Origin of the sequence: Streptomyces sp. NPDC088745 (assembly GCF_044751045.1) — a bacterium.
GTDB classification, from domain to species: domain Bacteria; phylum Actinomycetota; class Actinomycetes; order Streptomycetales; family Streptomycetaceae; genus Streptomyces; species Streptomyces cremeus.
In genome coordinates, this window is the sequence record NZ_JBIVLB010000015.1 from 22605 (window position 1) to 34925 (window position 12321).

General features: G+C 70.8%; 11 protein-coding genes and 1 pseudogene. 7 read left to right on the top strand and 5 right to left on the bottom strand.

Features of this window, described 5'->3' with window-relative positions; all coding sequences use genetic code 11:
• Positions 1-81 precede the first annotated feature (81 nt).
• From ACIP93_RS30220 to ACIP93_RS30230, 3 genes and pseudogenes are all read left to right on the top strand, one after another.
• The gene (locus tag ACIP93_RS30220) at positions 82-693 is read left to right on the top strand and encodes a YdeI family protein (RefSeq protein ID WP_401763759.1); all 612 of its coding nucleotides are present in this window, start codon (positions 82-84) and stop codon (positions 691-693) included.
• 212 nt (positions 694-905) lie between these two features.
• A pseudogene (locus ACIP93_RS30225) lies at positions 906-3294 on the top strand (ATP-binding cassette domain-containing protein).
• Positions 3295-3345: 51 nt separating this feature from the next.
• Positions 3346-3963: a DinB family protein gene (locus ACIP93_RS30230; RefSeq protein ID WP_401763762.1), complete on the top strand. Its 618-nt coding sequence runs from the start codon at positions 3346-3348 to the stop codon at positions 3961-3963.
• 592 nt (positions 3964-4555) lie between these two features.
• On the opposite strand, the gene ACIP93_RS30235 is transcribed toward ACIP93_RS30230, so the two are convergent.
• From ACIP93_RS30235 to ACIP93_RS30245, 3 genes are all read right to left on the bottom strand, one after another.
• A complete protein-coding gene (locus ACIP93_RS30235; protein ID WP_401763765.1) occupies positions 4556-4789 on the bottom strand; it encodes a ferredoxin in 234 nt (77 codons plus the stop codon).
• Between the two features lie 3 nt (positions 4790-4792).
• Complete coding sequence (locus tag ACIP93_RS30240) at positions 4793-5971, bottom strand: cytochrome P450 (RefSeq protein WP_401763768.1); 1179 nt, start codon at positions 5969-5971, stop codon at positions 4793-4795.
• Positions 5972-6202: 231 nt separating this feature from the next.
• On the bottom strand, positions 6203-7009 hold the full coding sequence (locus tag ACIP93_RS30245; protein ID WP_401763771.1) for a LysR family substrate-binding domain-containing protein: 807 nt from the start codon (positions 7007-7009) through the stop codon (positions 6203-6205).
• Between the two features lie 87 nt (positions 7010-7096).
• Here ACIP93_RS30245 and ACIP93_RS30250 point away from each other — a divergent pair, with 87 nt between their 5' ends.
• Both ACIP93_RS30250 and ACIP93_RS30255 read left to right on the top strand, forming a co-directional pair.
• A complete protein-coding gene (locus ACIP93_RS30250; protein WP_401763774.1) occupies positions 7097-7489 on the top strand; it encodes a DUF5997 family protein in 393 nt (130 codons plus the stop codon).
• Positions 7490-7737: 248 nt separating this feature from the next.
• Entirely contained in the window at positions 7738-8190 is a 453-nt protein-coding gene (locus ACIP93_RS30255; protein ID WP_345227995.1) for a nucleoside deaminase, read from the top strand.
• Positions 8191-8253: 63 nt separating this feature from the next.
• On the opposite strand, the gene ACIP93_RS30260 is transcribed toward ACIP93_RS30255, so the two are convergent.
• The gene (locus tag ACIP93_RS30260; RefSeq protein ID WP_401763776.1) at positions 8254-9459 is read right to left on the bottom strand and encodes a serine hydrolase domain-containing protein; all 1206 of its coding nucleotides are present in this window, start codon (positions 9457-9459) and stop codon (positions 8254-8256) included.
• Between the two features lie 253 nt (positions 9460-9712).
• On the opposite strand from ACIP93_RS30260, the gene ACIP93_RS30265 reads away from it, so the two are divergent.
• Positions 9713-10210, top strand: a complete 498-nt coding sequence (locus ACIP93_RS30265; protein ID WP_401763779.1) for a pyridoxamine 5'-phosphate oxidase family protein — start codon at positions 9713-9715, stop codon at positions 10208-10210.
• Positions 10198-10782, top strand: coding sequence for a hypothetical protein (locus tag ACIP93_RS30270; protein ID WP_401763781.1), 585 nt, complete (start codon positions 10198-10200; stop codon positions 10780-10782). Before ACIP93_RS30265 ends, ACIP93_RS30270 begins: the two co-directional genes overlap by 13 nt.
• Before the next feature lie 13 nt (positions 10783-10795).
• Here the strand turns inward: ACIP93_RS30270 and ACIP93_RS30275 are convergent, their stop codons facing one another.
• Positions 10796-12076 (bottom strand): erythromycin esterase family protein, encoded by a 1281-nt coding sequence (locus ACIP93_RS30275; protein ID WP_401763783.1) that lies wholly within the window; start codon positions 12074-12076, stop codon positions 10796-10798.
• Between the last annotated feature and the right edge of the window lie 245 nt (positions 12077-12321).

Sequence of the window (12321 nt, forward strand, 5' to 3'; positions counted from 1 at the left end):
AGGCGTAGAGGCGTAGAAGGGAGAACCATGGGTCCGACCGTCATGAAGACCGCAGAAAGGGCCTCCCCATAACCTGTCCGCATGACGGAGAACGGTGGAGCAGGCGGGGGCAGCGGGCTTGATCCGATCGATGGCGTCGAGGTCCGCGCCTTCCTGGACGGGAAGGCCTTCGAAAGCTGGCTGGAGGACAACTTCGGCCGCCAGGAAGGCGTTTGGGTCAAGGTGGCGAAGAAGAAGTCAGGAATCCCATCCGTCACCGACGACGAACTCGTCGACACCGGACTGTGCTTCGGCTGGATCTCCGGACAGCGTCGCTCGCTCGACGGGGACCACTATCTCCAGCGGTACGTGCCGAGGCGGCCGAGGAGCCTGTGGTCGCAGGTCAACGTCGACAAGGTGGCGGTGCTGCTCACGCAGGGGCGGATGCGCGAGCCCGGAATGGCCGAGGTGCGCAGGGCGCAGGAGGACGGCCGCTGGACGAAGGCGTACGAATCCCAGAAGAACGCCGTCGCGCCGCCCGATCTGGCGGCGGAGCTCGACGCCGACCCCGAGGCGAAGAGGGCCTTCGACGCGCTGGACAGGACAACGCGCTACCAGTTGATCCTTCCGCTGCTGCAAGCCCTGACACCGAAGGCGCGGGAGGCCCGCAGGGAGCGTGTCCTGCGCGCGCTGAGGTTGCCCGGGGGAAGCTGAGGGCTTCCCTTCGGCGCGGGCACCGCCGATCGGACGGAGAGCGGGCTGTTGTCGTGTCCCGCGTTCATCATGGGAAGCTCCCGGCGTTGCTCGAACCGCGGGGTCCGAAGCCGGATCGGACCGATCGGGCCGATCGGGCCGATCGGGCCGGCGGATGTCGTCGTAGGCCGGTAGGCCGTGAAGGCGGTCGCACCCCACATGGAGGCACCACGATGAGCAGGGCCAGGAGAGCGGACGCGGGCGCGTCCGTGCCGCACGTCGCCGACAGTCATGACGTGATCCGTGTGCACGGGGCACGCGAGAACAACCTCAAGGACGTCAGCGTCGACATTCCCAAGCGCCGGCTGACGGTGTTCACCGGGGTCTCGGGGTCGGGCAAGAGCTCGTTGGTGTTCGCCACGATCGCCGCCGAGTCGCAGCGGCTGATCAATGAGACGTACAGCGCTTTCGTGCAGGGCTTCATGCCGACGCAGGCCCGCCCGGAGGTCGACGTACTCGACGGACTGACCACCGCCATCGTCGTCGACCAGCAGCGCATGGGAGCCGACCCCCGCTCCACGGCCAGCACCGCCACCGACGCCAACGCGATGCTGCGCATCCTCTTCAGCAGGCTCGGCGAACCGCGCATCGGCTCGCCCAGCGCTTTCGCCTTCAACGTCGCCTCCGTGCGGGCGAGCGGAGCCATCACCGTAGAGAAGGGGGCGAAGAAGACGGTCAAGGCGACGTTCAACCGCACCGGCGGCATGTGCACCCGCTGCGAGGGCCGCGGCGCGGTCTCGGACATCGACCTCACCCAGCTCTACGACGACACCAAGTCGCTGGCCGAGGGCGCGTTCACCATCCCCGGATGGAAGTCGGACAGCTTCTGGACGGTGCGCGTGTACGCGGAGTCCGGTCTCCTCGACCCGAACAAGCCGATCCGCGAGTTCACCGAGGAGGAGATGCAGGACTTCCTCCACCACGAACCGGTCAAGGTGAAGGTCGAAGGGGTGAACCTCACCTACGAAGGCCTGATCCCCAAGATCCAGAAGTCGTTCCTGTCCAAGGACAGGGAAGCGATGCAGCCGCACATCCGGGACTTCGTGGACCGCGCGGTCACCTTCACCACCTGTTCCGAGTGCGACGGCCCGGCTCAGTGCGACGGCCCGGTCCTCGAAGATCAAGAAGCTCAGCATCGCCGACGCCTGCGCCATGGAGATCAGGGACCTCGCCGAATGGGTCTGCGGTCTCCGGGAGCCCTCCGTGGGCCCGCTGCTGACGGCGCTGCAGCACACTCTCGACTCGTTCGTGGAAATCGGGCTCGGCTACCTGGCGCTCGATCGTCCGGCTGGCACGCTCTCGGGCGGCGAGGCCCAGCGCGTCAAGATGATCCGCCACCTCGGTTCCTCGCTGACCGACGTCACCTATGTGTTCGACGAGCCCACCATCGGCCTGCACCCGCACGACATCGAGCGCATGAACGACCTGCTGCTCAGGCTGCGGGACAAGGGCAACACCGTGCTCGTCGTGGAGCACAAGCCCGAGACGATCGCCATCGCCGACCATGTGGTCGATCTCGGTCCCGGCGCGGGTACGCAGGGCGGCACCGTCTGCTTCGAGGGAACCGTCGACGGACTGCGCAAGAGCGGAACGGTCACCGGCCGCCACTTCGACGACCGCGCCTCGCTCAAGGCGGCGGTGCGCCGGCCCACCGGGATGCTGGAGATCCGCGGTGCGTCGGCGCACAACCTGCGCGACATCGACGTCGACATCCCGCTCGGGGTGCTCACCGTCGTCACCGGCGTGGCCGGGTCGGGCAAGAGCTCCCTGGTGCACGGGTCGATTCCGGCGGGGGAGGGGGTGGTGTCGATCGACCAGGGTCCGATCCGCGGCTCGCGGCGGAGCAATCCGGCGACGTACACCGGGCTCCTCGACCCGATCCGCAAGGCCTTCGCGAAGGCCAACGGGGTGAAGCCCGCCTTGTTCAGCGCCAACTCCGAGGGCGCCTGCCCCGAGTGCAACGGCATCGGCGTCATCTACACCGACCTGGGGGTGATGGCGAGCGTCTCCACGCCCTGCGAGGAGTGCGAGGGGAAGCGGTTTCAGGCGTCGGTGCTGGAGTACGAGCTCGGCGGGCGCGACATCAGCGAGGTGCTGGCGATGTCGGTGGCGCAGGCCGAGGAGTTCTTCGGATCCGGGGAGGCGAGCACACCCGCCGCACACCGCATCCTGGCCCGGCTCGCCGATGTCGGCCTCGGTTACCTCAGCCTCGGTCAGCCGCTGACGACCCTGTCCGGCGGTGAGCGCCAACGGCTCAAGCTGGCCACTCATATGGGGGAGAAGGGCGGTGTGTACGTCCTCGACGAGCCGACCGCGGGCCTGCACCTCGCCGACGTCGAGCAGTTGCTGGGGCTGCTCGACCGGCTCGTGGAATCCGGTAAGTCGGTCGTCGTCGTCGAACACCATCAGGCGGTCATGGCGCACGCCGACTGGATCATCGACCTCGGGCCCGGGGCGGGGCACGACGGCGGCCGGATCGTTTTCCAGGGAACGCCCGCCGAACTCGTCGCCGCCCGGTCCACGCTCACGGGCGAGCACCTCGCGGAGTACGTCGGCGGGTGACGGGGGTACCGCGGACACCGGATGTCAGTGGGGGGTGGGAAGGTGTCGCACATGACTGAGACCGATCCCAAGAAGGACCTGCACCGTTACCTCAAGTCCGCCCGGGAAGCGCTGCTGTGGAAGGTCGAAGGGCTGTCGGAGTACGACGTCCGACGGCCTCTGACCCCCACCGGCACCAACCTGCTGGGGCTGCTCAAGCACCTGGCGGGCTGCGAAGTCGCGTACTTCGGTGACACCTTCGGGCGCCCGTTCACGGCCGAGCCGATGCCGTGGCTGGAGGACTTCGACGACGATCCCAGCGTGGACATGTGGGCGACCGCCGACGAGTCCCACGCTTTCGTCGTCGGCCTCTACCGCAAGGCGTGTGCGCACGCGGACGCCACCATCGAGGCCCTGGAGTGGGACGCCACCGGCCATGTGCCGCACTGGCCGAAGGAGCGGAGCGAAGTCTCGCTGCACCGCATCCTGGTCCACATGCTCGCGGAGACGAACCGGCACGGCGGGCACGCGGACATCGTCCGGGAACTGATCGACGGGAGCGCGGGTCTCCAGCAGGGCAACGAGAACCTGTCTCCGGTCGAGGGGGTTTCGTGGGAGACGTACGTGGCACGGCTGGAGGAGGTGGCACGAGAGGCGGCGCAGGCGGCGGGGGAGTCCCCGGGGAAGTAGGGGCTCAGTCCGTCGCGGCGGTGAACGCGTCCGCACGTAACAGCAACAGGGGGACGACGTCTGAGACGTCCGTCTCTCCCGCCACCGCGACGGCTTCCGGGGACAGCGTGCGGGGCCGCCCCGCACAGGAGGTCTTCCCGCGGGGCGGCCAGTACGGCCTCGGCGCCCAGGAGGCCTTCCAGAACGGGGCCGAGGTTGCCGTCCGGCCGGCGTTCGCCCGCCGCTGCGGCGACGACCGAGCCGTCGGGCGAGGGCAGGACCGGTCGAGGGGTGAACGGGAGGGAGCCGGGGGCGGAGGCCCGGGGGCAGGCGTCTCGGATGCCGTGACGATGTGCCGTTCTTCGGTCCTTCAGTCCCTCGGTCCCTGGGCGGCCGGTAAGTGTCCTCGCGGTTCGTCGGCGTCTCAACGGGGCGATCTCGCTCGGCGCACTGGCGACGGGGTGCGCCGCCGGGCGGGGACGGAGGGAGGCCCGGTACGGGGTTCGGTGTGATCCGGGACGAGCGGAATCCAGGGTGAACGTGATCCAGGGTGTACGTGATCCAGGGTGAGCCCGTGCCGACCGGCTGCGAGCCGGGTGGCACGGGCGGGTGATCAGCGCAGGCCGATCGCTTGTGCGGGGCAGGTGCCGACGGCCTCGCGGGCGGCGGCGGCGTCGGGGTCGGTCCGCGGCAGGCGGGGGCGCAGGACCTGGACGAAGCCGTCCTCATGGTCCTGGTCGAACACTCCCGGTGCGGTCAGCGCGCACATTCCGGAGCCGATGCACCGGTCGCGGGAGGCCCGTACCCGCCACTCCGCGGCCGGGGAGTCGTCGGGGCGGGATGCCATCGCCTACACCTCGTCCCAGGTGACGGGGAGGCTGTGCACGCCGAAGATGGTCTGGTCCGTACGGAGCGGGATCTCCTCCTCGGCGGCCGCCAGCCGCAGGGACGGGAACCGGGCGAGCAGGGCGGGCAGCGCCACCTGCATCTCCACGCGGGCCAGCTGCTGGCCCAGGCACTGGTGGATGCCGTGGCCGAAGCCCACGTGGCCGATGGCCCTGCGGTGCAGGTCGAGGGTGTCGGGGTCGGGGAAGCGCCGTGGGTCGCGGTTGGCGGCCTCCATGGACAGGACGACGGTCTCCCCGGCCTTGATCAGCTTGCCGTGCAGCTCGATGTCCTCCAGCGCCGACTTGGCACCCGTGTGCGTGATGGTGAGGTAGCGCAGCAACTCCTCGACCGCCTGCGGGGCGAGGGACGGGTCGTCGCGCAGGGCGGCGAACTGGGCCGGGTGACGCAGCAGGGCGTAGGTGCCCAGGGCCAGCATGTTGGCGGTCGTTTCGAGTCCCGCGCCGAGCAGGAAGCTGCCGACACCGGTGAGTTCCTCGTCCGAGAGATCGGTGGAGGTCAGGTCGCCGAGCAGGTCGTCGGTGGGCTCGGCCCGCTTGGCGAGGACCAGCTCGTGCATGTAGCCGCCGAGCGCGGTCATCGCCTCGTGCTGCGCCTGCTGGTCGGAGACGATCGAGGTCAGCTGCAACGCGCAGCGCTGGAAGAAGTCGCGGTCGGCGGCGGGGACCCCCAGCAGCTCGCAGATCATCAGCGCCGGGATCGGCTGGGCGAACGCCTCGACCAGGTCCACCGGGCCGCCCGCGCGCTCCATCGCGTCGAGCTGTTCGGCGGTGATCTCCGCGACGCGCGCGGTGAGTTCGCGCATCCGGCGGACCGTGAACTTGCCCATGAGCAGCTTCCGGAACCGGGTGTGCTCGGGGGCGTCCATCCCCGTCATGTCGCCGGCCGGTGCGGGCGGCAGCTCGCCGATGTCCGCGAAGGGGTAGTGCAGGAGTTCGTACCGGGAGCTGAAGCGGGAGTCGGCGAAGACCGCCCGGACCGTCTCGTACCCGGTGGCCAGCCAGCCGACGTGGCCGTCGGGGAAGGTCAGCCGTACCAGCGGGTCCCGCTCGCGCAGGGCGGTCATCTCGGCGGTCGGGTCGAAGGGGCACCCGGCGTCGCGGCCGGTGGGTATGCGGGGCACCGGCTCGACGGGATGCGATGACAGGGGGCAGGTGGCTGCGGGCGCGGTCGACGTTTCGTGCTGCACGAATTCCTCCAGAGCGACAACAGACGTGTACCTCACGGGTGGCATCAGAATGGCACCAGTGTGGCATCACCGCAAGGGATTCGTGGCACTAAGCGTGTCGGCTGGGCATCCTTCGGAAGTGGTCGGGTGAAAGTCGGGAACAGGACGATCAGGAGGGCGGGGCGGTCAGCGGCGGGGCTTGCCGCGCTTGGGAGAGTTCCGGCTGTGCTTCGCGCCGGCCTTGCCGCCGCCGCTCTTCGTCCTGGCGGAACCCGTGCTCTTGGCGGCGGGCTTGCGGGCCGGCTGCTTGGCCTTGTCCGTCCGCTTCTGCTGCTTCGAGTCGGCGGAGTTCTTCGGGAGAGCCGGGCCCCGGGTGCTGTTGACCGTGCGGCCTCGTACGATCCCGATGAAGTGCTCGACCAGCTCCGTCGGCTCGCCCGATTCCGTGTGGGGCCAGGACAGGGCGACCCGGGACTCCGGGGCGCCGGTGATCGGCCGGTACGTCAGGTCCTTGCGGTGGTGGAGGCGGGCCAGGGACTGCGGCACGATCAGGACGCCGACGCCCGCCGCCACCAGCTCGATCGCGTCCGCGGTGGTGGCCGGACGCTCCTTGGCGGGCACGCCCGGGAGCCGCTCCCAGGCCAGGGTGTCGTCCAGGGGGTGCAGGACCAGCTCGTCGGCGAGGTCCTCGGCGGTGACCTCCTCGACGGCCGCGATGACGTGGTCCTTGGGGATCACGACGACCGTCGTCTCCGTGTACAGGGGAATCGCGGCCAGGTCCGCGCGGTCCACGGGGAGACGTACGAAACCGGCGTCGGCGCCGCCTTCGCGCAGTACGTCGAACACCTCGGCCGGGGCCGCCGCGACCAGGGTCAGCGGGACGTCGGACAGCCGCTCGTGCCAGATCCGCACCCACTTGGTGGGGGTCACGCCCGGGACGTACGCGAGCCGGAACGAAGGGGAGGTGGGGGAGGGTGCTTCCGAGCCTGTCACGCCGGTCAGGTTACCGGCAGCCACCCGGGCGCACCCACGGCAGCCGTGTGGTCGGCGGTGGCGCACACGCTCGATACCCTTGACACCATGACGTCGCACCAGAACACCCAGACCATGAAGCCCGCCACCGCGGCGAAGAAGCTGGGTGTGTACCTCGATGCCACCCCCGCAGAGTTCCAGGAGGGCGTGGTTTCGCGTGCCGAGCTGACCGCGCTCCAGGCCGACCCGCCGCAGTGGCTCCAGGACCTGCGCGCCAACGGCCCGCACCCTCGTCCCGTCGTCGCCAACAAGCTCGGCGTCTCCATCTCCGGTCTCGCCCGCGGCGGTGTCACCGAGGCGCTCACCACCGAGCAGATCGACGCGCTGAAGGACGAGAACCCGGAATGGCTCCAGAAGGAGCGCGCCACGCAGAACGAGGTCCGTAAGGAGACCGTGCGGATCAAGGAGATGAAGGCGGAGAAGGCCGAGAAGCCGCAGTAGTCCCGGCCCCCCGCGCGGGCGGTCGGCTGTCCTCGGGGCGCTCACCAGGGGTGATGCCACGGAAAGCAGTTTTGTAGGAGTCTACGAAGCCGAGGGCTCAGCCTGCCGGGTTTTCATGTCTTTTACCCCTCGCTGCGAACCCCCGGTTGCCTGTGTACTCCCTCACACAAGGTGAACAGAGCCAAAGGGGAGTCATTGTGACCGCGTACGCCGAAGAGAAGAGCATCCAGGAGCTGGAGCGCACCTGGATGGACGAGGCGATCCGCATCGCCACCACCAGCGTGGCGAACGGCGGCGGCCCCTTCGGCGCGCTCGTCGCCAAGGACGGCGAGATCGTCGCGCTCGGCAACAACCAGGTGACCGCGAACCTGGACCCGACCGCGCACGCCGAGGTCAGCGCCATGCGTGCCGCCTGTCAGAAGCTCAACACCTTCTCGCTGGAGGGCTGCGTGCTGGTCACCTCCTGCGAGCCGTGCCCGATGTGTCTGTCCTCCGCGCTGTGGGCGCGCGTCGACCGGATCGTCTTCGCGGCCGACCGGGACGACGCCGCGGTGGCCGGCTTCGACGACCGCAAGTTCTACGACCTGTTCGAGAAGCGGCCCCAGGAGCTGTGGCCCGCGACCATCGAGCGGCTCGACGTGCCCAACCGGAACGAGCCGTTCGAGGCGTGGCTGGCGAAGTCGGACCGCATCGACTACTGAGGCCCGGCGCTGGGGGTGTGTGGAGGGGATGCGGCCCGCACCCCCTCCACACACCCTTCCGTGCTACTTCTGGCAGAACGCGGAGTCCAGCACCTTCACCGCGTTCTCCGGGCCGTCCTTCGTCGGTGCCAGGTTCGCCGTGAGGGCGAGGGACGCCGCCCGGCCGTCGTCCGTGACGCCGTTGCGGGTCGCATGGCCCGGGATGTCGCCGCCGTGGCCCCAGATGGCACCGCCGCAGCTCAGCGGCGTACGCGTCACCCCGAGGCCGTACCGCACGCCCTTGCCGCCCCACTTCTCGGGCACCGGGACCGTGGTGCGCATCTGCTTCAGCTCCGCGGGCTTGAGCAGCTTCCCGTCGAGCAGGGCCGTGAAGAAACGGTTCAGGTCGCTGGGCGTGGAGACGATCTGCCCGGCCGCCCAGCCCCATGAGGGGTCCAGCTCGGTGAAGTCCACCAGCGGCGCCCCGGGCTTCTCCGCGTGGTACGCCTTGGGGTGCTTGCCGCGGATGCGCTCCTCGCCCACAGCGGGGAAGTACGTCTTGCGCAGTCCGGCGCGGTCGATGATGCGCTGGTGGATCTGCTCGGCCAGCGGGCGGCCGGTGACCTTCTCGATCAGCAGCCCCAGCAGCACGTAGTTGGTGTTGCTGTACGCCCAGTCGGTGCCGGGGGAGAAGAGCGCCTTGTGCTCCAGGGCGATGTCGAGGAGCGTGCGGGGCTGGAGGTAGGTGTGCCGGGCCTTGCCCAGGACGTCGGTGAACATGTACTCGGTGTAGTTGGGCAGGCCGCTGGTGTGGTTGAGGAGCTGACGGACCGTTATCTTCCGGCCGTCGATGCCCTCACCGCGCACCAGGCGGGGCAGGTAGCGCTCAATGGGGGCGTCGAGGCCGACCTTGCCCTCGCCGACGAGTTGCAGGACGGCGACGGCCGTGAAGGTCTTGGTGTTGCTTCCCGCTCTGATCTGCCCGTCGACGGGCGCGGGGGCGCCGGTCTTCAGGTCCCCCTTGCCGACCGCGTAGTTGCGGGTGCGGCCGTCGCGGTCGGTGGTGGAGGCGAGGACGGCGGGGTACTTGTCCTGCTTGACGAGGTCGTGCAGGCCCTGGCGGAAGGCGGAGTTCCGGGTGTCCTGGGCGGGAGCGGCCGGCACCGCGTTCGCGGGCAGCACGCTGCCCACGGCGAGCGCGGCGGAGAGTGCGGCCACGGCGGCGATGCCGCGTCGGCGGCGGGTGGCCGTCAGAGTGCGTGCGGGCCGCTGAGGAGAACGTACGGTCATCGGGAACCTTTCCGAGGTCGTGTGCGTGGGTCACGGTCGGACTCCTTCAGGTTCCCTGGGCGAGATCCATCGCCCCATAGGGGCAACAGGCGCATCAGGACGGGGGGCAGCTCCCCGCGGCGAGGGGGGTCAGGTACACCAAGTCCTCGGACGTGCCCCGGTTCTCAGGCACCCCGGTCCTAGGTCCAGTGGCACGGAGTCCCGCGACCGGAGACCGAGGCGCCGGGCACCGTGTCCGCGTAGCGTCCTGGACATGAAGATCACCCGGCAGCCCGACCGGCAGGCCCCGCAACTCCCCGCTCCCCGCACCCCCGAGCAGCGCAAGAAGGACGTACTGGCCCGGCTGGAGCGGGAGTCGGACATCTGGGTGGCCACGGCGGACGAGGACGGCGTCCCGTGTCTGGTGCCGCTGTGGTTCCGGTGGGACGGGGAGGCGCTCTGGCTGGCGACCCGCACTACCAACCCCACCGGCCGCAACCTGCACACGAGCGGTCTGACCAGGCTGGCGTTCGGGGACACCAGGGACGTGGTGCTGATCGACGGGACGGTGGAGAGCTTCAGCGCGCAGGAGGTGCCGGCCGGGGCGGCGGACGCGTTCGCCGCGCACTGGGGCTGGGACCCGCGCCGCTCGGCCGGTTCGGCCACGCCGTACGCGTACTACCGTGTGGTGCCCCGGGCGGTGCAGGCGTGGCACGAGCAGCACGAGCTGCGCGGGAGGCATCTGATGCGGGAGGGCGTGTGGCTGGTCTGAGGCACCGGGACCGCGGCTGGTGGACGGCGGAACTCTCGGAGCCGCTGTACGTGGTGTGCCCGGGGTGCGGGGGCCGGGCGGCGGTGGTGACACGTCCCGGGCTGCCGGACCGTGTGTACTGCACCGACTTGCTGTTCATGCCCCGGCGGCTGGTCTGTGCCGGATGCGGGACGACGGCCGGCTGGGAGGCGCCGACGGAGGGCCGGGCGCTGGTCGGGGTGACCATGGGCGGCACGGAGGACCCGTACTTCGGGCGGCCGTTGTGGTTGCAGACGCGGTGTGCGGGGCGGGTGCTGTGGGCGTACAACGAGGAGCACGTGGGGGTGCTGGCGGACTACGTCGGTGCGCGGTTGCGGGAGCGGGGCGGGTCGAGTTCCACCGGTGCGATGATCCCGCGCCTGCCGGCCTGGCTGAAGCGCGCCGAGAACCGCTCCGACGTGCTGGCGGGCCTGGAGCGGCTGCGGGACCTCGCGGACCGCTCGGCTCCCGAGGAGCGGTCGGATGCGGCGTACGTGCGGGGGGAGCGGCCCCGAGGAAATCGGAACGTGTACTTCCGGGGCGGGCCGTACTAGGCGGAGGCGGCGGTCACGGGGCGGGCCGGGCGAAGGGCTCGGACGGGGTCGAGGTGGAGACGTACGCCAGACCGTCGTACGCGTCGGTCAGGACGACCGGGGTGCGGTGCAGGCGGTAACTCCAGCGGGGGACCACCGCGCCGTGACTCCGGTGCGGGCGGGCGGCGGCGGCCCATTCGCGGACCGGGGCGGGCGCTGTACGCAGGTCCAGGAAGTGGTCGGTGGGTGTGGCCGCGGCGAGCTGCGCCTCGACGAAGTCGGGTCCCGGCGGACCGATCGGGTGGATGGGAATCGACGCGTCGCGGGACCGGGGGCGTCGCCGCCGCAACGGGCCCGGCAGCGTGCGGTGGGCGCGGAAGGCGCCGCGCCCGAAGAGGAGGGCGAGGGCGTAGTACGCGTCGCCGTGGCGGTCGCGGAGGTGGCTGCCGAGAGGCCGGGTCGCGCCGCCGTACAAGGTGGTGGCGATGTGCCCGTTGTGGGCCCAGAGGGCGACTTTCGCGGACGGGTCGGCGGCCAGTTGGGCGTCCAGGGCGTCGGCCATGTGCCGGTCGCGGACGGCGAAGAGGGTCTGCTCGGGGTCGGGGTGCTGCCGGGGTCGGGTGACCAGGTCGGCGGCGCGGACCAGGTGGTGGGCATGGCGTGCGGCGTCGGAATCGTACGGCTGGAGCAGGTGGAGGAGTTCCTCGGCCTGGCGCATCAGCCGCCGGTCGGGGTCGGGGTGCGATCCGGGCTGTGCCCCTTCGAGTACGCGAAGGGCGGCGAGGAGCGCGGCGGCCCGGGCGCGTTCCGGGAAGTGGGGCAGGGCGGCCCGGAGTGCGGTGAGGGCGGGGCCGCACTTCTGCGGGTCGATGCCGAGGAAACGTACCTGCTCCGGCTCGGGGCGTCCTTCGTTGTACGTACGCATCCACTCGACCATCGCGAGGACTTCGCGGGTCCGCCAGGTCCAGAAGCCGAGCCCGGCGACGGCTGCCGCCGCGCTGCCGGTGCCGTGACGGACGTACGCGTCGACGGCGGGGGCGGCGGACTCGCTGGCTTCCATGGCGAGGGCCGTGCAGCCCGACTCCCTCACCAAGAAGGCGAGGAGGCGGTGCTTCAACCGGAAGAACTCGCGCGTGCCGTGCGTGGCCTCGCCGAGGCCGACGATCCGTACGCCGTCGAGGACGTGGTGCAGGGGCTGGAGGTCGGCGGTGGGGGCGTCGGCGGTGAGGCTGTCGAGCGGGACGGCGGCGCGGGCCAGCCAGGTCGTGGGGTCGGCCGCCGGCTGGGCCGTCGGTTCGGGGGGTGGCGTTGACATGTCACGGGACGGTAGTCGTTTCGGTGTGCGTGGGCGGGAGGACGGTGACGAAGCGGGTGACGCAGCTCGCGTGCTGCGGGTCGGCTTCGTGGCCGGTGCCGCCACCGAGGGGGCCCCGGTCGGGTTCGCCGGGGCCCGGGAGTTGAGGGGCGGGCTCTTCGTCGCGGCCCGGTCCGGGACCGGTGGCCAACAGGGTGGTGGGTTCGGCCCGTCGGTGACGGGGCGGTGGTCGACCGGCTCGGCGG

Bases quoted from the DNA above. Each gene is read 5' to 3' on its own strand.
- ACIP93_RS30235 (WP_401763765.1), bottom strand. From the start codon at position 4,789: ATGGCATCCCGCCCCGACGACTCCCCGGCCGCGGAGTGGCGGGTACGG.
- ACIP93_RS30230 (WP_401763762.1), top strand. From the start codon at position 3,346: ATGACTGAGACCGATCCCAAGAAGGACCTGCACCGTTACCTCAAGTCC.
- ACIP93_RS30275 (WP_401763783.1), bottom strand. From the start codon at position 12,076: ATGTCAACGCCACCCCCCGAACCGACGGCCCAGCCGGCGGCCGACCCC.
- ACIP93_RS30255 (WP_345227995.1), top strand. From the start codon at position 7,738: ATGGACGAGGCGATCCGCATCGCCACCACCAGCGTGGCGAACGGCGGC.
- ACIP93_RS30265 (WP_401763779.1), top strand. From the start codon at position 9,713: ATGAAGATCACCCGGCAGCCCGACCGGCAGGCCCCGCAACTCCCCGCT.
- ACIP93_RS30220 (WP_401763759.1), top strand. From the start codon at position 82: ATGACGGAGAACGGTGGAGCAGGCGGGGGCAGCGGGCTTGATCCGATC.
- ACIP93_RS30260 (WP_401763776.1), bottom strand. From the start codon at position 9,459: ATGACCGTACGTTCTCCTCAGCGGCCCGCACGCACTCTGACGGCCACC.
- ACIP93_RS30250 (WP_401763774.1), top strand. From the start codon at position 7,097: ATGACGTCGCACCAGAACACCCAGACCATGAAGCCCGCCACCGCGGCG.